18 protein-coding genes are annotated in these 19,623 nt (G+C 69.8%); 5 read left to right on the plus strand and 13 right to left on the minus strand.

The window, feature by feature from the left end; translation table 11 throughout:
- Window positions 1-11 precede the first annotated feature (11 nt).
- Window positions 12-1,202, plus strand: a complete 1,191-nt coding sequence (locus AC5I49_RS28140; RefSeq protein ID WP_495790202.1) for a c-type cytochrome — start codon at window positions 12-14, stop codon at window positions 1,200-1,202.
- Between the two features lie 61 nt (window positions 1,203-1,263).
- Here the strand turns inward: AC5I49_RS28140 and AC5I49_RS28145 are convergent, their stop codons facing one another.
- Window positions 1,264-1,470, minus strand: coding sequence for a hypothetical protein (locus AC5I49_RS28145; RefSeq protein ID WP_343739327.1), 207 nt, complete (start codon window positions 1,468-1,470; stop codon window positions 1,264-1,266).
- A gap of 207 nt (window positions 1,471-1,677) precedes the next feature.
- Here AC5I49_RS28145 and AC5I49_RS28150 point away from each other — a divergent pair, with 207 nt between their 5' ends.
- Complete coding sequence (locus AC5I49_RS28150; protein WP_016450919.1) at window positions 1,678-2,151, plus strand: (2Fe-2S)-binding protein; 474 nt, start codon at window positions 1,678-1,680, stop codon at window positions 2,149-2,151.
- A 14-nt stretch (window positions 2,152-2,165) separates the two neighbouring features.
- A complete protein-coding gene (locus tag AC5I49_RS28155; RefSeq protein ID WP_288897159.1) occupies window positions 2,166-4,433 on the plus strand; it encodes a xanthine dehydrogenase family protein molybdopterin-binding subunit in 2,268 nt (755 codons plus the stop codon).
- 48 nt (window positions 4,434-4,481) lie between these two features.
- Here the strand turns inward: AC5I49_RS28155 and AC5I49_RS28160 are convergent, their stop codons facing one another.
- The 11 genes from AC5I49_RS28160 to AC5I49_RS28210 all read right to left on the minus strand — a co-directional run bounded on the left by AC5I49_RS28160 (window position 4,482) and on the right by AC5I49_RS28210 (window position 16,983).
- Window positions 4,482-5,450, minus strand: a complete 969-nt coding sequence (locus tag AC5I49_RS28160) for a LysR family transcriptional regulator (protein WP_374006785.1) — start codon at window positions 5,448-5,450, stop codon at window positions 4,482-4,484.
- Window positions 5,451-5,534: 84 nt separating this feature from the next.
- Complete coding sequence (locus tag AC5I49_RS28165; protein WP_061287332.1) at window positions 5,535-6,425, minus strand: DMT family transporter; 891 nt, start codon at window positions 6,423-6,425, stop codon at window positions 5,535-5,537.
- Window positions 6,422-7,417 (minus strand): LysR family transcriptional regulator, encoded by a 996-nt coding sequence (locus AC5I49_RS28170; protein WP_495790203.1) that lies wholly within the window; start codon window positions 7,415-7,417, stop codon window positions 6,422-6,424. The genes AC5I49_RS28165 and AC5I49_RS28170 overlap by 4 nt, the downstream gene beginning before the upstream one ends.
- On the minus strand, window positions 7,414-8,394 hold the full coding sequence (locus AC5I49_RS28175) for a quinone oxidoreductase family protein (protein ID WP_495790204.1): 981 nt from the start codon (window positions 8,392-8,394) through the stop codon (window positions 7,414-7,416). The genes AC5I49_RS28170 and AC5I49_RS28175 overlap by 4 nt, the downstream gene beginning before the upstream one ends.
- Before the next feature lie 131 nt (window positions 8,395-8,525).
- Window positions 8,526-9,644, minus strand: a complete 1,119-nt coding sequence (locus AC5I49_RS28180; RefSeq protein WP_250438832.1) for a porin — start codon at window positions 9,642-9,644, stop codon at window positions 8,526-8,528.
- A gap of 79 nt (window positions 9,645-9,723) precedes the next feature.
- Window positions 9,724-10,722, minus strand: a complete 999-nt coding sequence (locus AC5I49_RS28185) for a tripartite tricarboxylate transporter substrate binding protein (protein WP_088163726.1) — start codon at window positions 10,720-10,722, stop codon at window positions 9,724-9,726.
- 46 nt (window positions 10,723-10,768) lie between these two features.
- A complete protein-coding gene (locus tag AC5I49_RS28190) occupies window positions 10,769-11,854 on the minus strand; it encodes a CobW family GTP-binding protein (RefSeq protein ID WP_495790205.1) in 1,086 nt (361 codons plus the stop codon).
- Entirely contained in the window at window positions 11,851-12,216 is a 366-nt protein-coding gene (locus AC5I49_RS28195; protein WP_495790206.1) for a hypothetical protein, read from the minus strand. Before AC5I49_RS28195 ends, AC5I49_RS28190 begins: the two co-directional genes overlap by 4 nt.
- A gap of 8 nt (window positions 12,217-12,224) precedes the next feature.
- Window positions 12,225-14,015: a hydantoinase B/oxoprolinase family protein gene (locus AC5I49_RS28200; protein WP_043790064.1), complete on the minus strand. Its 1,791-nt coding sequence runs from the start codon at window positions 14,013-14,015 to the stop codon at window positions 12,225-12,227.
- Complete coding sequence (locus tag AC5I49_RS28205; protein ID WP_099732820.1) at window positions 14,012-16,108, minus strand: hydantoinase/oxoprolinase family protein; 2,097 nt, start codon at window positions 16,106-16,108, stop codon at window positions 14,012-14,014. Before AC5I49_RS28205 ends, AC5I49_RS28200 begins: the two co-directional genes overlap by 4 nt.
- 14 nt (window positions 16,109-16,122) lie before the next feature.
- The gene (locus tag AC5I49_RS28210; RefSeq protein WP_267178076.1) at window positions 16,123-16,983 is read right to left on the minus strand and encodes a fumarylacetoacetate hydrolase family protein; all 861 of its coding nucleotides are present in this window, start codon (window positions 16,981-16,983) and stop codon (window positions 16,123-16,125) included.
- Between the two features lie 155 nt (window positions 16,984-17,138).
- Here AC5I49_RS28210 and AC5I49_RS28215 point away from each other — a divergent pair, with 155 nt between their 5' ends.
- A complete protein-coding gene (locus AC5I49_RS28215) occupies window positions 17,139-18,083 on the plus strand; it encodes a LysR family transcriptional regulator (RefSeq protein ID WP_013800697.1) in 945 nt (314 codons plus the stop codon).
- Window positions 18,084-18,169: 86 nt separating this feature from the next.
- Here the strand turns inward: AC5I49_RS28215 and AC5I49_RS28220 are convergent, their stop codons facing one another.
- On the minus strand, window positions 18,170-18,565 hold the full coding sequence (locus AC5I49_RS28220; protein ID WP_016445482.1) for a RidA family protein: 396 nt from the start codon (window positions 18,563-18,565) through the stop codon (window positions 18,170-18,172).
- Window positions 18,566-18,721: 156 nt separating this feature from the next.
- On the opposite strand from AC5I49_RS28220, the gene AC5I49_RS28225 reads away from it, so the two are divergent.
- Window positions 18,722-19,612, plus strand: coding sequence for a LysR substrate-binding domain-containing protein (locus AC5I49_RS28225; RefSeq protein WP_071956806.1), 891 nt, complete (start codon window positions 18,722-18,724; stop codon window positions 19,610-19,612).
- Window positions 19,613-19,623 lie beyond the last annotated feature (11 nt).

The raw sequence follows: 19,623 nt of genomic DNA on the forward strand, positions 1-19,623 counted from the left end.
GCCCGCATCCAATGCAACGCAGCGACTCCCCCGACTGGCTCAACCCCTTGATCGGCGCCATGCAGCAGGCCCAGGTCGGCCTGCTGCAGCTACTGCACGGCCTGGGCCTGGCCGGCACGGTGGATGGGCAGCCCGCCTGGCCCTGGGCCCTGCGCCTGTCCGGCGAAAACCTGCTGATCGACCTGGGCCAGGCCCGGGGCCTGATGTGGTCGCTGGCGGCCGTGGCCACCGCCATCGTTTTGCTGGTGCTGGCCCTGGCGCTGGTCCTGGTGCTGCGCCGCATCCGCCTGCCGGCCCTGGTGCTGACCGCGCTGGCCGCGCTCGCCCTGCTGCTGGCCCCCTGGCCGCGTGCCGACCTGATCCTGGTGCCCGCGCATGCCACCAGCTTCCATGCCTCGCCCACGGGCTTCAGCGTGGAGAGCATTGCGCGCGGCGGCGCCGCCTATGCCCAGCACTGCACGGCCTGCCACGGCGCCGATGGCCGGGGCCACGGCCCGCTGGCCGCCAGCCAGCCGGTCTGGCCCCCCAACTTCACCAGCCCGCTGCTGTGGCGCCGCGCCGATGGGGAATTGCTCTGGGCCATTCTTCATGACCGCCGCCCCGTGGAGTCTGGCGACGGCGCACGGGCACACGGCCAGGCCGACCGGCTGTCCAGCGACGACGCCTGGGCCCTGATCGACTTCATGAAGGCCCGCGCCGCAGGCCAGATGCTGCAGATCGCCGGCAACTGGCCCTATCCCGTGGGCCTTCCCGACATGGCCGTGCAGTGCGCAGGCCAGCCCGCACGCCGCCTGAGCACCTGGCAAAGCCGCCAGCAGCGGCTGAGGGTGGTGGCAGGCAGCGACCCGGTGCAGGAAGACCCGCGCCTGGTCAGCCTGCAGCTATCGCCCGATGGCGGCAACCGCGCCGCCAGCGCCCTGGACTGCACCGTCAACGACCCGCGCGCCTGGCAGGCCATGGCCCTGCTCAGCGGCTCGGAGCAGCTGCAGGGCATGCAATGGCTGGGCGACCGCAGCGGCTGGCTGCGCGCGCTATCGCGTCCGGGCGCCCAGGGCTGGTCGGAGGACGACCTGGTCTGCCGCACGGACACGACGGCCAAGGCCACCTCCGGCGCTGGCGCCGTGGCCGACGGCCTGGGCGCGCTGATTGCACGCATGGACGCCGAGCCCGTGCGGTTCATCAAGGGTGGGTTTGTGCATTGAACGAGCCATCCTGGGCCCGGGGCGATACAGCCTCAGCGTCTCGGGGCGAGCTTGCTCCTTTTCATCGTTCAGACGCCTTGTTTCTCTGATCTGCGGCGACCTGCTTTCGCCTGGCAGCGAATGTGGCCTCAACTTCCTCATTTGATTGACCCAGGCCAGCGCGCATGCAAGCACGGGCGGCTTCGACCTTGAGGCGCAAGGCTAAATCAGCAACGTCTACGCACAACGCGGCTTGCGGTTCCATCGAGTGAACGGTTTCCTTGGACATGGTGCTCTCCTATGTGATCAAGCCCTTGCACCCCATTCGCAACTTGCACTTGCCAATGCATCAATCAAATCAGGACTAGTTGCAAGCAAGGCCTCTTTCTATATTCGCGCCTCGACGGCGCCCGGCTTCCATGGGCCGCAGCTGCGCACGACACTACTGCGGGGACCCCACCCCTGCCTGACTGACCCACAACAAGGAGAGACTGCGATGACCGATCTCACCATCAACGGCAAGACCGTTTCCATGGACCTGGACCCCGAGACGCCCATTCTGTGGGCCCTGCGCGACACGCTGGAGATGACCGGCACCAAGTTCGGCTGCGGCGCGGCGCTGTGCGGCGCCTGCACGGTGCACATGAATGGCCAGGCCATACGTTCCTGCGTGACGCCGATCTCGGCGGCTGCGGGCCAGAAGATCACCACCATCGAGGCCATGACCTCGGGCTCCGACCGCGTGGGCACCGCCGTGCGCGATGCCTGGGTTCGCCACGACGTGGCCCAGTGCGGCTACTGCCAGAGCGGGCAGATCATGAGCGCCACGGCCTTCCTCAAGTCGCTGCCCAAGGGCAAGAAGCCCAGCGGCGAGGAGATAGACGCGGCCATGGCCGGCAACATCTGCCGCTGTGGAACCTATGCACGCATCCGCGCGGCCGTGGCCGATGCCGCGCGCACCCTGGGCTGAACGGAGAACGCCGCATGCTGACCACCTTCAACCCCGCCGAACTGCCGCGCGCCCTGCAGCACATCCTGGACCGTGACGAGGCCGCTGCCGCCATCGCCGACGCGCCAGCCCTTGCACAGATCCCCCGCCGCAGCTTCCTCAAGATCGCCGGGGCCGGTTCGCTGGCCCTGGGCGTGTTTCCCGCCATGGCGCAGGCGCCGGGCAAGGGCGAGGCCGCCGGCCTCAAGCCCACCGAGCAGCCCGCCTCCTTCGTGGAGATCTCGCCCAGCGGCGAAGTCACCGTGGCCATCAACCGCCTGGAGTTCGGCCAGGGCGTGCACACCGCCCTGCCCCTGGTGCTGGCCGAGGAGTTGGACGCCGACTGGAGCAAGGTCCGCGCCCGCCTGGGCGGCAACGATGCGGCCTATGCCGATCCGCGCTACGGCATCCAGATGACGGGCGGCTCCACCGCCCTCAAGCACAGCTACACCCAGTACCGCGAGCTGGGCGCCCGTGCGCGCGCCATGCTGGTGGCCGCCGCCGCCGCGCAGTGGAAGGTGGACGCCGCCACGCTGCGCACGCGCGAGGGCTTCGTGCTCGGCCCCAATGGCAAGAAGCTGTCGTATGGCGAGCTGGCCCAGGCCGCCATGGCCCAGCCCGTGCCGGCCACCGTCGTGCTGAAGAATCCCAAGGACTTCCGCCTGATCGGCAAGCCCACGGGCCGCATCGACGCCCGGGCCAAGAGCAGCGGCCAGCAAAGCTTCGGCATCGACATGCACCTGCCGGGCCAGCTGACGGCGGTGATTGCACACCCGCCCGTGTTCAAGGCGCAGCTGGCCTCGCTGGACGACGCTGCGGCGCGTGCCGTGCCCGGCGTCAAGGCCGTGCTGCGCGTGCCCGTGGACGGCGGCGGCGAAGGCGTGGCCGTGATCGCCACCGGCTACTGGCCTGCGCGCAAGGGCCGCGAGGCGCTGAAGGCGCAATGGAACACCGACGCCGTGGAGAAGGTGGACAGCGAACGCCAGCTGGCCCAGTACCGCGAGCTGGCCGCGCAGCCCGGCGCGCGCCACTTCGACGCCGATATCTCGGCGCTGGACAAGGCGCCGCGCCATATCGAGGCCGAGTTCAGCTTCCCCTACCTGGCCCATGCGCCCATGGAGCCGCTCAACTGCACGGTGCAGATGGGCGAGACCGGCGAGGCGGGTGCCGACCTCTACCTGGGCACGCAGTTCGCGGGCGTGGACGGCATGGCCGCCGCGCGCGTGCTGGGCCTCAAGCCCGAGCAGGTGCGCGTGCACGTGCAGATGGCCGGCGGCGGCTTTGGCCGCCGGGGCGTGGGCACCAGCGACTATGTGGTCGAGGCCTGCCAGGTGGCGCTGGCCGCGCGCCGCGCCGGCCTGAGCGCCCCCGTGCGCATGGTCTGGAGCCGCGAGGACGACATCAAGGGCGGCTACTACCGCCCCATGCACCTGCACCGCGCCAGGATCGGCTTCGACGAACGCGGCAAGGTGCTGGCCTGGGACCACGCCATCGTGGGCCAGTCCATCACGGCGGGCACCATGTTCGAGGGCGGCATGATCAAGAACGGCATCGACGCCACGGCCGTGGAGGGCATGCGCGAGCCCTATCCGCTGCCCATGCGCCTGACCGTGCACCACCCCAAGGTCAACGTGCCCGTGCTGTGGTGGCGCAGCGTGGGATCGACCCACACGGCCTTCGTCATGGAAACGCTGATCGACGAGATCGCGCGCAGCAGCCGCCAGGACCCCGTGGCCTACCGCATGCAGATGTTCGGCGACAAGCACCCGCGCCATCGCCTGGCCCTGCAGCTGGCCGTGGACAAGAGCGGCTACGGCAAGCGCCAGCTGCGCGCGGGCCGGGCCTGGGGCGTGGCCGTGCACGAGTCCTTCGACACGGTGGTGGCCTATGTGGTGGAGGCCTCGGTCAAGGACGGCCGCCCGGTGCTGCACAAGGCCACGGCCGGCGTGCACTGCAACCTGGCCGTGAACCCGCGCACCATCGAGGCGCAGGTGCAGGGCGCGGCGCTGATGGGCCTGTCCATGTGCCTGCCCGGCGCGGCGATCACGCTCAAGGACGGCGTGGTGGAGCAGAGCAACTTCGGCGACTTCGCCGTGCCGCGCATCACCGACATGCCCGAGATCGCCGTCCACGTCGTGCCCAGCGCCGAGCCGCCGACGGGCATGGGCGAGCCCGGCCTGCCGCCGCTGGCCCCGGCCTTCGCCAACGCCGTGGCGCAGCTCACGGGCAAGCCCGTGCGCAAGCTGCCGTTCGACCTGGCGTGATCGATCTGGCGTGATCGATCTGGCCTGAGCGGCCGGACCTGATCCCGGTCAGCCCCCGGAAAGGGCGGCGGCACCTGCAGCCGCCCTTTCCAGTTCTTCCATGGTCAGCAGATAGTCCGGGCAGTCCTGCAGCCGCTGCACGGCCAGGTCGATGAAGGCACGCACGCGCCGGGGCAGCGCGTCGCGGCTGCCGTAGTAGACATGCAGGCCGATGTGCTCGCTGACATGCTCCAGCAGCACGGGCACCAGGCGCCCCGCGCGGATGTGCGCGGCCGCGCAGATGTTGGACAGCTGGCCCAGCACCTGGCCGGCCAGCACGGCATGCAGCTCCAGCTCGGCATCGTTGGTGGACAGGGCCGGCTGCAGGTAGCGGTGCGTGAGCTCGCCATCGACCGGCAGGTACCAGGGCATCACCGTGTCCGTGGCCGCATGGCGGAACATGCTGCAGCGGTGCGCGGCCAGCTCGTCCAGCGACCGGGGCACGCCATGGCGCTGCAGGTACTGCGGCGCCGCGCAGACGATGAGCTGCACGGGAAACAGCCGCCGCCCGATCACGCTTTCATCGGGCGAGGCGCCGATGCGAAACCCCGCATCGACCCGGTCCAGCACCCAGTTGCCTATGCCGTCGTCCAGCCGCACATCGGGGACGATGCCCGGGTGCAGGCGGCAGAACTCATCGAGCAGCGGCATCAGCACGGGCGCAAAGCAGGACTTGGGGCCCACGATGCGCAACGGCCCCGCAATGCCCTCGCGGCTGTCGCGTGCCAGGTTCAGTGCGCGGTCCAGCGCGGCCAGCGCCGGCTGGGTGTCCTGCAGGAAACGCTGGCCCTCCTCGGTCAGCGCCAGGCTGCGCGTGGTCCGGTGCAGCAGGCGCACGCCCAGGTGCTGCTCCAGATGGGCCACCGCCTGGCTGGCGGCCTGGGGGCTCACGCCCTGGGACAGCGCCGCCTGGCGCAGGCTGCCCAGCTCGACCGCCTTGGCAAAGGTGGCGATGGCGCGCAGTTCATTGATGGGCATGGTGCGGAAATCCGGTATTCGTGGGCTGACAGTGCCGCAGTATCCCGCCTTTGCGCATGCCCTGCCCGCGGCTTGCGGGGCAAGCTAGCGCCCCTGGCGCGCCAGCCACACGCCGGCTGCCGTCAAGGCCATGCCCGCCAGCGCCAGGCCGCCCAGCGTCTCGCCGAACATGGCCCAGGCGATCAGGGCCGTGGCCGGCGGCGTCAGGTAGAACAGGCTGGCCACGTGCACGGCGCCGCCGCGGCGTATCAGCAGGTTGAGCAGGCTGACCGCGCCCACGGACAGCACCAGCACCAGCCAGCCCAGCGCGAACAGGAATTCGCCGCTCCAGCGCACCTGCATGGTTTCGGTGGCCAGGGCCAGCGCCCCCGTCGCCACCAGGCAGGGCAGGTACTGGATGACCGAGCCCGTGCGCAGATCAAACGATGGACAGAACCGCTTCTGGTACAGCGTGCCGGCCGTGATGCCGGCCAGCGCCACCACGGCCGGCACCAGCATGGCCAGCAGGGCATGGACCGGCACCGAGGCGATCTTGCCCGCCACCACCAGGGCCACGCCCGTGAAGCCCAGCGCCAGCCCGGCCCACTGCCGGGGACGCACGGACTCGCCCAGCAAGGTGCCGGCCACCAGCGCAGTGATCAGCGGCTGCAGCCCCACCACCAGGGCCGTCACGCCCGAAGGCAGGCCATGGGCGATGGCCGTGAACACGCCGGCCAGGTACACGCCATGCACGAACAGCCCTGACACGCCAATGTGCAGCCACTGGCGTGCCGACCGTGGCCAGGGCGCGCGCAGCACCAGGACCACCGCCGCCATCAGCACCAGGACGATGGCATAGCGCAGCGTCAGAAAGGTCAGCGGCTCCACATAGGGCAGGCCGAACTTGGCGCCGATGAAGCCCGTGCTCCACAGCAGCACGAACAGCCAGGGAAGCAAGGCGGCCGCCATGGCGGGCGGCGAGGGTCTTTGGGTCATGGAGCGGATGCGGAAAAGGGCGGGGGCGGCGCCAGTGTGTCATGCCCCGTGCGCCAGGGGCTGCGCGTGGCAAACCACCGCACCAGGCAGTCGCGCAGCGCCGTCATGGCCGCGCTGCTGAACGCCGCCGAGGGCCGCACGAAGTAGATGCCCGAGGCGCCATCCAGGCGCCATTGCGGCAGCACCCGCACCAGCCGGCCTGCGGCCATGTGCTCGCTCATCAGCCAGTCGCCGCCGGCCAGAATGCCCACGCCCATGACGGCGGCCGTGAGCAGTGCCTCGCTGTCATTGCTGACCATGGGGCCGCGCACCAGCACCGTGTGCCGGGCCTGGCCCTGCGGCACATCGCCCGATGAGCCACCGTGCACCAGCTCCCATTGCGGAAACGATTGCAGCCCCGTGAAGCCCAGGCAGCGGTGCGCCGCCAGGTCCTCGGGGTGCACCGGCGTGCCGTGGGCCTGCAGGTAGGCGGGAGCGGCGCCCAGGATGCGCTGGTGCCCGCCCAGCCGCAGCGCCACGAGCCGGCTGTCCGCCAGCCGGCCTATGCGCACCGCCGCGTCGAAGCGCTCGCCCACGATGTCCACGAAGCGGTCCGCATACTCCACCTCCAGCACGATCTGCGGATGCGCCAGCGCAAACTCCGCCAGCAGCGGGCTGAGCCAGCGCCGCCCCATCGCTGCCGGCAGCGACAGCCGCAGCCGGCCCCGGGCCTGCGAGGCGCCCTGGGCGGCCTCCTTCTGGGCATCGGCAATCAGGCCGGCCGCCTGGCGCACCTTGTCCACCAGGCGCAGGCCCTCGTCGGTCAGGTGCAGATGGCGTGTGCTGCGCTCCACCAGCCGCACGCCCAGCCGGGTCTCCAGCGCGTTCAGGCGTTTGGACAGCACGGACGGATGGCGCAGCAAGGCCCGCCCCGCCGCAGCGAAGGAGCCTTGTTCATGCAGCGCCACCAGGGCCGCCAGTTCATCGGCGTGCTGGCTGTCCAGAAGGTTCATGGGGTCAGGATGATCGCACCTTGGGAGCGTCCCTGCTCCAGATCGCCATGCGCCTGCGCCACCTCCGCCAGCGCATACCGGCGCCAGACGCCGGGCACGATGATGCCGGCCGCCACGGCGGCCAGCACGTCCCGTGCGCGCTCCTGGTACTCGGCCGCCGTGGCCGTGTGCGCGGCCAGCGAGGGGCGCGTGAGGAACAGCGAGCCCTTGGCATTGAGCGTGGCCACCGAGATGGGATCGGGCAGGCCGGAGGTCGCGCCGAAGGACACCAGCAGGCCGCGCGGGCGCAGGCAGTCCAGCGAGGCGCCCAGCGTCGTGCGGCCGATGGGGTCGTAGACCACGTCGGCCTTCAGGCCCCCGGTGGCCTGCAGCACCTGGCCCGGCAGCGTGGCCACATCGAACACGAAGACCTCGTCGCAGCCGGCCGCCCGCGCGCGCTCCACGCTGGCTGCCTTGGACACCACGCCGATCACCAGGGCGCCCAGGTGCCTGGCCCAGGCGCACATCAACTGGCCCAGCGCACCGGCGGCGCCATAGATCACGATGCGGCTGCCGGGGCCCACGGCATGGGTGGTCTTGAGCAGGTACTGCGCCGTGATGCCCTTGAACAGCACGGCCGCCGCCGCGTCGTCAGGCAGCGCATCGGGCAGCTTCACCAGGCGCTCGGCCGGATACAGGCGGGCGCTGGCATAGGCGCCCAGCGGCCCCGTGGCGTAGCCCACGCGCTCGCCCACGGCCACATTCGTCACGCCCTCGCCCACGGCGGCCACCCGCCCCGCGCCCTCCAGCCCCAGGCCCGAGGGAAAGGCGATGGCGACCGCGCCCTTGCGCTGGCTCACGTCCAGCGGGTTCACGCCGATGGCCGTCTGCTCCAGCCAGACCTGGCCGGGGCCGGGCGCCTGCACCTCGACCGGCTCCAGGCGCATGGCGTCGGGGGTGCCTGCGACGTCCATGCGGACCTTGATCAATGGATTCATCTCGCTGCTCCGTGAAATGGGTGCAGCGTAGAAGAAGCGATTGACGGCAGCAATAGGCCGGCGTGCAGTTCACTGCTGCATGGGGTGCAGCAATGACCACGAACCAACGCGCACGCCGCCCACGCCGCCCGTCAGAAGTCGTGCCGGAGGCCCAGCTCGAAGGCCGTGGAAGCGCGCCCGCCAAAGTAATTGGCCGCGGCCGGATTGCCGCTGACAGCCGCACCCCCGGCAATGGCGAAGGCCGCCCCATTGCGGTTGGACATGCGGGCCGCATGCGCGTACAGTGCCGTGCGCCGCGACAGCGAGTGCACATAGCCCAGCGCCCACAGGTCGGCATCGCTGGCGCTTTGCGCCGCCGTTGCGCCCTTCTGGTCGGCCTTGACGTAGCTGAGCTTGACCACGCCGCTGCCCACGGGAACGCTCATGCCCACCAGGGTGTTGACCGTGCGGTCCACGCCATGGACCCAGCGGCGCTGGGCCAGGCTGGCCTTGAGCCAGCCGAAGTCGTAGGAGACACCGTAGCTCTGGTCCTTGAAATGGATGCCGCTCAGGGTGTTGCGCGTGGTGAACTGCGCGCCCGCCACGTTCCAGCCCGCGCCCGCCCAGCCCAGCCGAAAGCCGTTGCCGCGCGTCTGGCCTGCCGCCGTGGCGCCCTTCTCGCCCAAGGTGGCGATCAGGCTGCCGGACACGCCCTGCAGCCCGCCCAGGCCGGCCGGCAGGAAATACTCCACCGCATTGCTCACGCGCAGCGTGGGATTGGCCGCCTGCGACTCCGGCGCCGTGCCGAAGGCCTGGCCCAGCGCGCGGGAAGCCGTGAACGAGCGAAAGCCATTGGCGCTGCCGATGCCCAGCGTGGCAAACGGATCGAAGCCGCTCCACACCAGGTGCGTGGGCACCCAGTCACGCCCCAGCCGCAGCTCGCCCCATTGCCGCGAGGCCAGGCTGACCGTGGAGCGCCGGTCCCAGAACGGGCCGCTGGCGCCCATGGCGCCGGTGTCGGCCAGCAGGCTGCCGTCCAGGTAGAAGCCCGCGCTCAGGCCGTCGCCCAGGTCCTCCTGCCCCCGCAATACCAGCTTGCTGGTGGAGTTGGCGCCGCTGGCCTGCGAGGTGACCGTTCCCAGGCCCTGGTTGCGCACCTGCCTGACGCTCACATCGACGGTGCCCGAGATCGATACCGAGGACTGCGCGCCCGCATGCGCGGCGGCCAGCCCCAGCGAGGCGGCCAGGGCCTGGCGTATGAAAACCTGCATGTTGTCTCCTTGTGATTTTTTGCTTTGCTTTGCTCTTTGCTCTTTGCTCTTTCTCGGGCTTGTGCCGGGGTCTGCCCGGCTACTCGGGCTTGAAGCCCGCGCCCTTGAGCAGCGCGGCGCTCTGCGCCACATCGGCGGCGATGAAGCGCTTGAACTGCTCGGTGCTCTCCGAAACCGTGTCGATGCCCAGGCTCGCGAAGGCGCCGGACCTGGCCAGCTCGGCCACCGCCGCGTTGGAGGCCTGGTTCAGCCGCTGCACCCGGTCGGCAGGCGTGTCCCTGGGCGCCCACAGTCCGTACCAGGACGTGTAGGCAAACCGCGGCAGGCCGCTTTCCTGCATGGTGGGCACCTCGGGCGCCAGCGGACTGCGCTTGCCGGAGGTGATGGCAATCGGCCGCACCTTGCCGGCCTTGGCCAGCGGCAGCACGGAGACCATGGAGTCGAGCAGCAGGTCCACATGGCCGCCGCCCACATCCACCAGCGCGGGTTGCGTGCCCTTGTAGGGCACGTACTCGAGGCGCATGCGGCCCTGCTGGGCCAGCAGCAGCGTGGCCAGGTGGCTGGGTGCGCCCACGGCGGGAATGGCCGCCGTCCACGTGCTCTTGGCGCCTGCGGCCAGCACCTCGCCCAGCTTGCTGTGGGGCAGCTGCGGCGATATCACCAGCATCAGCGGCGCCTCGCCCACGCGCGCCACGGGGACAAAGTCGGTCTGCGGGTCATAGGGCGGATGGGCCAGCACCTGCTTGGCCAGCACATGCGTGGCGGCCGAGAACAGCAGGGTGTAGCCATCGGGGGCAGCCGCCAGCACCGCACGGCCGCCCACCACACCGCTGCCGCCCACGCGGTTCTCGACGATGACCGTCGTGCCCAGCTGCTTGCGCAACTGCTCGGCAAACAGGCGCGCGGCGCTGTCCACGCCGCCGCCCGCCACGAAGGGGACGATGACCTTGACCATCTTGCCCGGCTCGGGAAAGGCGGCGGGCGCACTGGACGAGGCCATGCTGGCGATGGGCAAGGCAGCCAGCGCACCCAGTAAGGCGCCCAGCACCGGCCCCTTCAGCCGTGTCAGAGTTTTCATGCTTTGTCTCCTGTTTCTTTTGAAAATGGGCCGGCCGTTGCGTGGCTCAGCCCGGGTCCTGATTCGGCGCGCACCGCCTGTGCCTGCGCACCAGCACGCTCAGCGTGTCGTCCAGGGCCTGGGCATCCAGCCCCCGCGTGATGAAGACGATGCGCGTGCGCCGGTCGGCACCCGGCCAGCGGGGCAGCGTCTGCGGCGGGGCGAACAGGTGCTGCACGCCATGGATGACCAGGGGCTGGTCCGGGTGCTCCTGCAGGTGCACGATGCCTTTGACGCGCAGCAGGTCATCGCCGCGCATGGCCGTGACCCAGTCCATCCATTCGCCGAACGCCTGCGCGGGCAGGGGCTCGTCGCGCTGCAGCACAAAGGACGAGATGCCGTCGCGGTGCGCGCCTGCCGGCGCAGTCACCGGAGCTGTCATCGGAGCCATGGCTCGGTAGCCGGGTGCCTGGAGCATGCCCGCAGCGGCGTCTTCCTGCCCCGTCGCGCCTTCCGACATCAGCCGCTGCAGCAGCGCCACATGGTGGGCGGGGTCCATGCCTTGCGGCGCCTCGCCGTTGATGGCCTGCACCTGGGCCAGCAGTTGTGCAGCGGGCTGTGCGCCGCCCAGCAAGTCTGTCTTGGTCAGCAGCACCAGATCAGCCACGGCCAGTTGCCGCACGGCTTCGGGATAGCCTGCCAGCGTGGCGCTGCCCAGCACGGCATCGACCGTGCAGGCCACGCCGGCCAGCGCATAGCGCGCCCGCACGGCGGGCTCGCCCAGGAAGGAGCGCAGTATCGGCCCCGGGTCCGCCAGGCCGCTGGTTTCGATCAGCACGCGGCGCGGCGCGCCCTGTCCGCGCAGGGCCAGGCGCTCCAGCGCCTCCACCAGATCGCCGCGCACGCTGCAGCACAGGCAGCCATTGGCCAGCAGCACCGTGTCCTCGCAGGCCAGGCTGGTCAGGTCCTGGTCGATGCCGACCGCACCGAACTCGTTGACGATGACGGCCGTCCCGTGCAGGTCCGGCAGCGCCAGCAGCCGGTTGAGCAGCGTGGTCTTGCCGCTGCCCAGAAAGCCCGTGAGCACGGTGACCGGAATGCGCTGGCCCGCCGCTTCGGGCAGGGCCAGCAGGCTGGAGAAATGCCCGCTCATGACGCCACCCCACCATGCACCTCGGCGAACGAGCGCAGCGTGCGCTCCAGCCGCGCCAGCGCCCACTGCGCCACGGCCTGCGGCACCTCGTCCGAGCCCAGTGCATCGAGCAGGCCGCGCAGCGGCTGCGCGCCCTGCCCGGCTGCGGGCCGGGCACGGAACCAGGCCGCCACCTCGGGCTGCTCGCAGCGCTCGCCCCCGTCCTGCAGGTAGTCCACGATGTCCAGCTCGAAGTCCTCCAGCCGCAGGCTGATGCCGCCCGCCCCGCAGGCGCAGGCACCGCCCAGGGCGACATGGCGCAGCGCCAGGGCGCACCACAGGTCCCAGAGCCGGCCGGCCTGCAGGACGTGGTCGGAGGCCATGACCGTGCTCACTGCCCGTCCCAGGCCACGGCTGAGGTTGCCGTTGCGGCCGACGGAGACCTGCCGCTGCGCAGCGCCTGCGTGCCCTCGTGGTCCACCTGTCCCTGGCTGTCCAGCGCCACGCGGTAGACCTCGCGGGCCACCTGGGCGCTCACATAGCCTTCGCGCACGTCCTCGGCCACCTTGTCCAGTTCGCGCGCCAGCGGGTCGCCAAAGCCCCCGCCGCCGCCCGACAGCATGCGGTAGGCATCGCCGCGTTCCAGGCGCACGTTGAAGATCTTGGCGTTGGCATGGTCGGTCTTCCACTCGCCCTTGTGGCGCACGGCCAGGCCGTTGCCCATGGCGTCGCCGCCGCCCTCCAGGCCCCAGGGCTTGCAGTGCACGCGGTCGATGCGCGTGGTGACGGTGAAGGGCGACAGCGCCTGCACCACCATCTCCGCGCCCAGGCCGCCCCGGTACTGGCCCGCGCCGGCCGAGTCCTGGCGGATCTCGTACTTCTCCACCAGCACCGGGTACTTGGCCTCGAGCTGCTCGGTGGGGCTGTTGTGGGTGTCGCCGTCATTGATGCAGACGGTGACGGACACGCCGTCCTCGCGGCTCTTGGCGCCCCAGCCGCCGCCCAGCGGGCCGATGCCGACGATGAACAACCGCCCGTCCTCGGGCGAGATGCCATGGATGTTGGGAAACACCAGGTCCGCATGGTGGCCCGCGATGGAGCGGTCGGGAATCGCCGGCGCCAGGGCCTTGAAGATGGTGTCGATCACCGTCATGGGGAAGGTCATCCACACGCGCATGGGATACGGCCTCTCGGCGCTGATCACCGTGCCCATGGGCATGATCACCTTGAGCGGCCGGAAGCTCCCGTCGTTGACCGGGTAGTCGGTCGGCGTGGTGAGGCATTTGTAGGCCACCTGCGCGCAGGCGATGCCCGTGGTGAAGCCGGAGTTGTAGAAGCCGCGCACCTGCTTGGAGACATCCGACAGGTCCACCGTCATCTCGTCTCCCTGCACCGTGACCTTGACGCGGATGGGAATGCGCTTGCCGATGTCCAGCCCGTCGTCGTCCATGAAGGACTCGGCCTCGTACACGCCATCGGGAATCGACAGCGTGTTCTTGCGCGCCACGGCCTCGCTGGAATCCATGATCTGCGCGATGGCGCCGTTGACCGCATCCACGCCATAGCGCTGCAGCAGTTCCACATAGCGGCGCTCGCCCGTGGTGATGGCCGTGATCTGCGCGCGCAGATCGCCCAGGGCCCGCTCGGCCAGGCGCACGTTCATCGCGATGATGTCGATCAGGTCCTGGTTGACCTCGCCCTGGCGCTGGTACTTCATGATGGGGATCTGTATCCCTTCGCTGAAGATGTCCGTGGTGACGTTGCCCAGCGTGCCGCCCACGTCCAGCCAGTGGGCCATGCAGCAGGTGAAGCCTTCGAGCCGGCCCTCATGGAACACCGGCATGGTGAACGTGAAGTGGTTCAGGTGGCTGCCGGTGGTGTAGGCATCGTTGGTGACCAGGATGTCGCCGGGCAGGATGTTCTCGTAGCCGAAATGGCGGATCTTGGCCTTGACCGTCTCCGACATGCCGCGGATGAACATGGGCAGGCCCAGGCCGATGGACACCGTGTCGCCCTCGCGCGTGAACAGGCCGACCGTGAAGTCCAGCGCCTCGTAGATGATGAGGTTGTAGGCCGTGCGCGTCAGGTTGGTCTTCATCTCCTCCGTGACGGCGTACAGGCCGTTGCGGATGATCTCGACGGTGACCGGATCGACGGGCCTGGAGTCAGTGGGGTGGTTCATGTGCGGTCGCTCCCGATGTCGATTTGCAGATTGCCCAGTTCGTCCACGCGCAGCCGGTCGCCGGGCTGCACGACGGTGGTGGATGCGTGTTCCTCGATCAGCGCGGGCCCCGCGATCTCGTTGCCCGCCAGCAGGCGCTCGCGCAGATGCACCGGCGTGTCCACCCAGCCGCTGGAGCGGAAATAGACGGGCTTGACCGTGCGCACGGAGGCACGGCTGGGCTCGGCGCTGCCGCGTTCCACGCTGTGCCTGGGCGGTTTCTTCATCGTGCCCAGCACGGTGACGCGCAGGCTCACGAGGTCGGCCGGCTCCTGCGGGGCCGAGGTGCCGTAGCGCACCTTGTGCAGCTCGTCGAACTGGCGCTTGATGGCCGAGCGGTCCCTGCCCTCGAAGAAGGCCATGGGCAGGTCCACGGTCACCGCATGCTCCTGGCCCACGTAGCGCATGTCGGCGGCGCGCTCGATCACAATGCCGTCCGGCGCGATGCCGGACTGCGCCAGCGCGGCGCGGCCCTCGTCCTCCATGCTCTGGTAGGCGGCCTCGATCTCCTCGAAGGACACCTCGCCCAGCTTGCGGAACACCGAGCGCACGTAGTCGTAGCGCAGGTCGGAGAACAGCATTCCGTAGGCCGAGAAATAGCCGGGCGCATAGGGAATCAGCACCTTGCGGATGCCGATCTCGCGCGCAATGGCCGAGGCGTGCAGCGGACCCGCGCCGCCGTAGACGACCATGGTGAAGCTGCCCGCATCCAGGCCGCGCTCGGTGGTCACGGCCTTGACGGCATGCGACATCTGCGTCACGGCGATGCGCAGGATGCCGTCGGCCGCCTCGGTGGGCTCCAGGCCCAGCGGGGTCGCCACGCGCTCGGCCATCTGGCGCTGGCAGGCGTCCATGTCCAGCTGCAGCTCGCCGCCCAGGAAATGCTCCGCGTCCAGCCGGCCCAGCACCAGGTTGGCGTCGGTCACCGTGGGCTCCAGCCCGCCACGGCCATAGGCCACGGGGCCGGGGATGGAGCCGGCGCTCTGCGGGCCCACGCGCAGCGCGTTGCCCGTCTCCACGCGGGCGATGGAGCCGCCGCCCGTGCCCACTTCGTGGATGTCCATCATCGGGATCTGTATCGGCAGGGCCTGCTCGTAGCCGCCGATCAGCGCCGAGCCCGTGGTCAGCGGCCGGCCTTCGCTGATCACGCCGGCCTTGGCCGTGGTGCCGCCCATGTCGAAGGCGATGGCATCGCCCATGCCCAGTTGCGCACAGATGGCCTGGGCGCCGATCACGCCGGCCGCCGGACCCGATTCGAGCATGCGAACGCAGCCCACCTTGGCATGCTCGACCGGGAACAGGCCGCCCGTGGACTGCACGATGTAGAAATCGCCCTCGAAGCCCTTGCCGCCCAGGTGGCTCTCCAGCTGGCCCAGGTACTGCGACACGCGCGGCCCCACATAGGCATTGGCCACGGCGGTGGACACGCGCTCGAACTCGCGGTACTCCTGCGACAGCTCGTGCGAGGCGCAGACGAAGGCGCCCGGCATCTCTTCCTGCAGGATCTGCTTGACGCGCTGCTCGTGCGCCGGATTGCGGTAGGAGTGCAGCAGCAGCACGGCCACGGCCTCCACGCCCTGCCCTGCCAGCTCGCGGGCCAGCTCGCGCACGGCCGCCTCGTCCAGCGGCTTGTGCAGGCTGCCGTCGGCGCGCAGGCGCTCGGACACCTCATGGCGCAGCGAGCGCCGCACCAGCGGCTGGTGCTTGTTGAAGAACAGGTTGTAGGCATCGGGCCGGTTCACGCGGCCGATCTCGTAGATGTCGCGAAAGCCCTCGGTGATCAGCAGCGCGGTGTGGGCGCCATTGCGCTCCAGCAGCGTGTTGATGGCAATGGTGGAGCCGTGCAGGAACAGATGGCCGTCGCGCCAGTCGATGCCCGCGCTGTCTATCGTGGCCTGGATGCCGTTGACCAGCTCGCCATGCGTGGACAGGGCCTTGCCGAACAGCAGCCGGCCGCTGGCCTCGTCGAACGCCGCCATGTCGGTGAAGGTGCCGCCGATATCGACGGCAATGCGCAGCCGGGGCCGCTGCGAAATCGCTTGTTGGTTATCCATGAATTTCTCCGGAGTCAGACGGCAGCGGTATCCGTGCCGATGCGGTTGCGCAGCACGCCTAGCCCAGTGATCTCGACCTCGACCACATCGCCATGCTTCATGTACAGAGGCGGCTCGCGGCGGTCGCCCACGCCGCCCGGCGTGCCCGTGGCGATCACATCGCCGGGCGACAGCGGCGTGAAGCGCGACACATAGGCCACGATGGTGGGGATGTCGAAGATCAGGTCGCCCAGGCTGGCCTGCTGCATCACGCTGCCGTTCAGGCGGGTCTGCAGCGCCAGGCTGCGCACGTCGGCCACCTCGTCGCGCGTGACCAGCCAGGGGCCGAAGGGCGCCGTGCCGGGAAAGTTCTTGCCGGGCGTGAACTGGTGCGTATGGCGCTGCCAGTCGCGCACGCTCACATCGTTGAAGCAGGCATAGCCCGCGATGTGGTCGAAGGCATCTTCCTTTGCAATGTGGCGCCCGCCCCGGCCGATGACGAAGGCCAGCTCGCCCTCCCAGTCGAAACGCTCCGAGAAGGCCGGGCGCAGCAGCTCGTCGCCATCGGCGGCCAGGCTGTCGTTGAAGCGCAGGAACAGCGACGGGTGCTCGCTGTCGGCGCGCCGCGTCTCGGCCACATGGGTCTTGTAGTTCAGGCCCACGCAGATGAGCTTGCCGGGGTTGGGGATGACGGGCAGCGCCTGGGTCTGCGCCGCATCGACGGACACGGCGCCGGCCTGCAGGGCCTGCTCCAGCTCGCCCAGCGCCTGTGCGCGCAGCACGGACAGCAGGTCGGGATGGCGGGCGAGAAAGTCGGCGGGCGGCAGCAGGAAGCGCTCGGCCAGAACCTGCCCGTAGCGGGGCTGTCCGGCATGGATGAAGCTGGCGAGTTTCAACGGATTTTCCTTAGGTTCGGTGTCTGGAAAACCTGCCACGGCAAGGCCGCTGGCAAGGCATGACTGCACTGTAGAAATCCCGTTGATATCTGGATAGATAGAATTTCAGGCTTTCAGAATTGCCTCATCAGGCATACCTCAACCGGGTAACCACCATGCACCTGCCCAGCGTCAAGCTCTTCCTCGAGGTCTCCGAAGCCGGCAGCATCAGCAAGGTCGCGGCACGGCGGCACACCGTGCAGTCGCACATCAGCCGGCAGATCAGCGAGTTCGAAGCGTCTCTGGGCGGCCCCTTGCTGCGGCGCACGGGCCGGGGCGTCACGCTGACGCCGCTGGGCGCGCGGGCCGCGCTGCGGCTGCGCAGCTGGCTGCAGGAAACCGAGCAATTGCAGGAAACACTGCGTGCGGACGCAGGCCAGCTATGGGGCGAGGTGCGGCTGGGCATCGTGCCCTCGGCCGCGCACCCGCTGATGACGCATGTGTTCGACTGGCTGCAGCGCGAGCACCCCGGCATACGCCTGAACATCACCGAGGCCCAGGGCACGGAGCTCGACGCGCTGCTGGACAGCGGCGCAGTGGACCTGGCCATCCTCTTTCGCTTCGCGCGCCCGGCCGGCGGCGACGAGCGGCTGCTGAGCACCGCGCACAGCTATCTGGTGTCGCGCCCTGGCGACCCCTTGACCCTGGCGCCCACCACGGAGTTCGCCGCGCTCGACGGCCTGCAACTGGTGCTGCCGCGACGCCCCAGCCATTGGCGCGACGCGCTCGATGAGGCCGCGCACAGCCACGGCTTTCGGCTCGCGGCGGCGGCCGAGGCCGACTCGCTGACCGTGCAAAAGGAGCTCGTGGCCCATGCGCCCGGCCTCTACTCGGTGATCGGCCCGTACTCCATCGATGCCGAACTGCGCCAGGGCCGGCTGCAGGCCAGCCGCCTGGTCAACCCCGGCCTGGTGCGCCATGTGACGCTGGCCCTGCCCCGGCACGGCAAGCTCACCCAGGCCTGCCGCGTGGTGGGCGATGCCATCGAGGCCTTGACTCAGGCCTGGGGGCAGCAGCTGTCGCCGGGGCCGCTGAGCACCTCGGGACTGCTCGGCGGTTGAAGGGATCAGATATCGGCCCCATCGGCTCCAGTCGTCGGCCATGCACGCCGTGGCCAGGCCATCGGAACAGAACGGCCGCAACCATGTCAGCGGGCCTGGCCATCACGCACGGCTGCAATGGCTTCGATCTCGATCATGGCCGCCGGGTCGTACAGCGCCTGGATCTGGGCAATCGTGTCGGCCGGATAGGGGGCGCCGAAGAACTCGCGGCGCAGGGCGACCACCTCGTCGAAGTGGCCCATGTCGGTGACGAAGATGGTGACCTTGATCACGTCCTTCAGGCTGGAGCCGCCCGCCTCCAGCGCGCGGCGCAGATTGGCAAACGCCTGCCGGCCCTGTGCCAGGAAGCCACCCGGCACGATGCGGCCATCGTCTCCAGCGCCGGCCTGGCCGGAGATGAACAGCAGCTCGCCAAAGCGAATGCCTTGCGACAGCAAAAACGGCTCGTAGGGGTCGGGTTGCGTGGTGACACGGTGCAGCATGGTTTCATTTCCTTCATCCATCCCCGGCAGAATCGCGCTTGGGGCATGGGTGGACGATAGGCAAGCCGGATGATTGCGACAAAGGTTCATTTGTCAGGCATAAGATGAGTTTTCCTCACCCGATTGCTCACCCGCCCCTTGCGTCCTCCAGCCCTCATGCAACGCAACCAACTGCCGCTTTCCGCACTGCGCGCCTTCGAGGCCGCCGCCCGCCTGGGCAGCTTCAAGCAGGCCGCCGACGACCTGGCCGTGACCCCCACGGCCATCAGCCACCAGATCCGCGCGCTGGAGGAACAGCTGGGCCTGGCGCTGTTCGATCGCCAGGTACGCAAGGTGGTGCTGACCGAGGCGGGCGCCCAGCTCTATCCGGTGCTGCGCGACGGTTTCGACGCCTTTGCCGCCACGCTGGAGCGCCTGCTGCAAAAGCGCCTGCGCGCCCAGGTCAGCATCTCGGCCACCAATGCGTTCACCGTGAAATGGCTGGTGCCGCGCATGGCCAGCTTCCGCGCGATGCACCCGGAGGTGGACCTGCAACTGCAGGCCTCGGACGATGTGGTGGACCTGCGCTCCCATGCCGTCGATATCGCCGTGCGCTACGGGCGCGGCCCCTATCCGGGCCTGGTGGCCGAGCCCCTGTTCAGCGACCGCTTTGCGCCCGTGGCCAATCCCCGGCTGGGCGTGCTGGGTCCGGCCGACCTGGCCCGCCTGCCGCTGATCCGCTTTGACTGGAAGACGGCGCACGCCAGCAATCCCACCTGGGAGCGCTGGTTTGACGAGGCAGGCCTGGCCTGGAATTCACCGGCGGGGCAACTGCGCTTTTCCGACGAGGGCCATGCCATCCAGGCGGCCATTGCCGGCCATGGCATTGCCCTGGTGAGCCTGGCCCTGGTGGCCGAGGACATTGCGGCCGGCCACCTGCTGCAGCCCTTCGGCCCCTCGATCACCGGCCATACCTACCATCTGGCCGTGGGCGAGCAACGGAAGCCGGGCCCCCATGTGCGCGCCGTCATGGACTGGCTCAGAAGCCAGTCCATGGCCTTGCCATAGCCGTACCGTAG

Source organism: Delftia sp. (assembly GCF_059499305.1).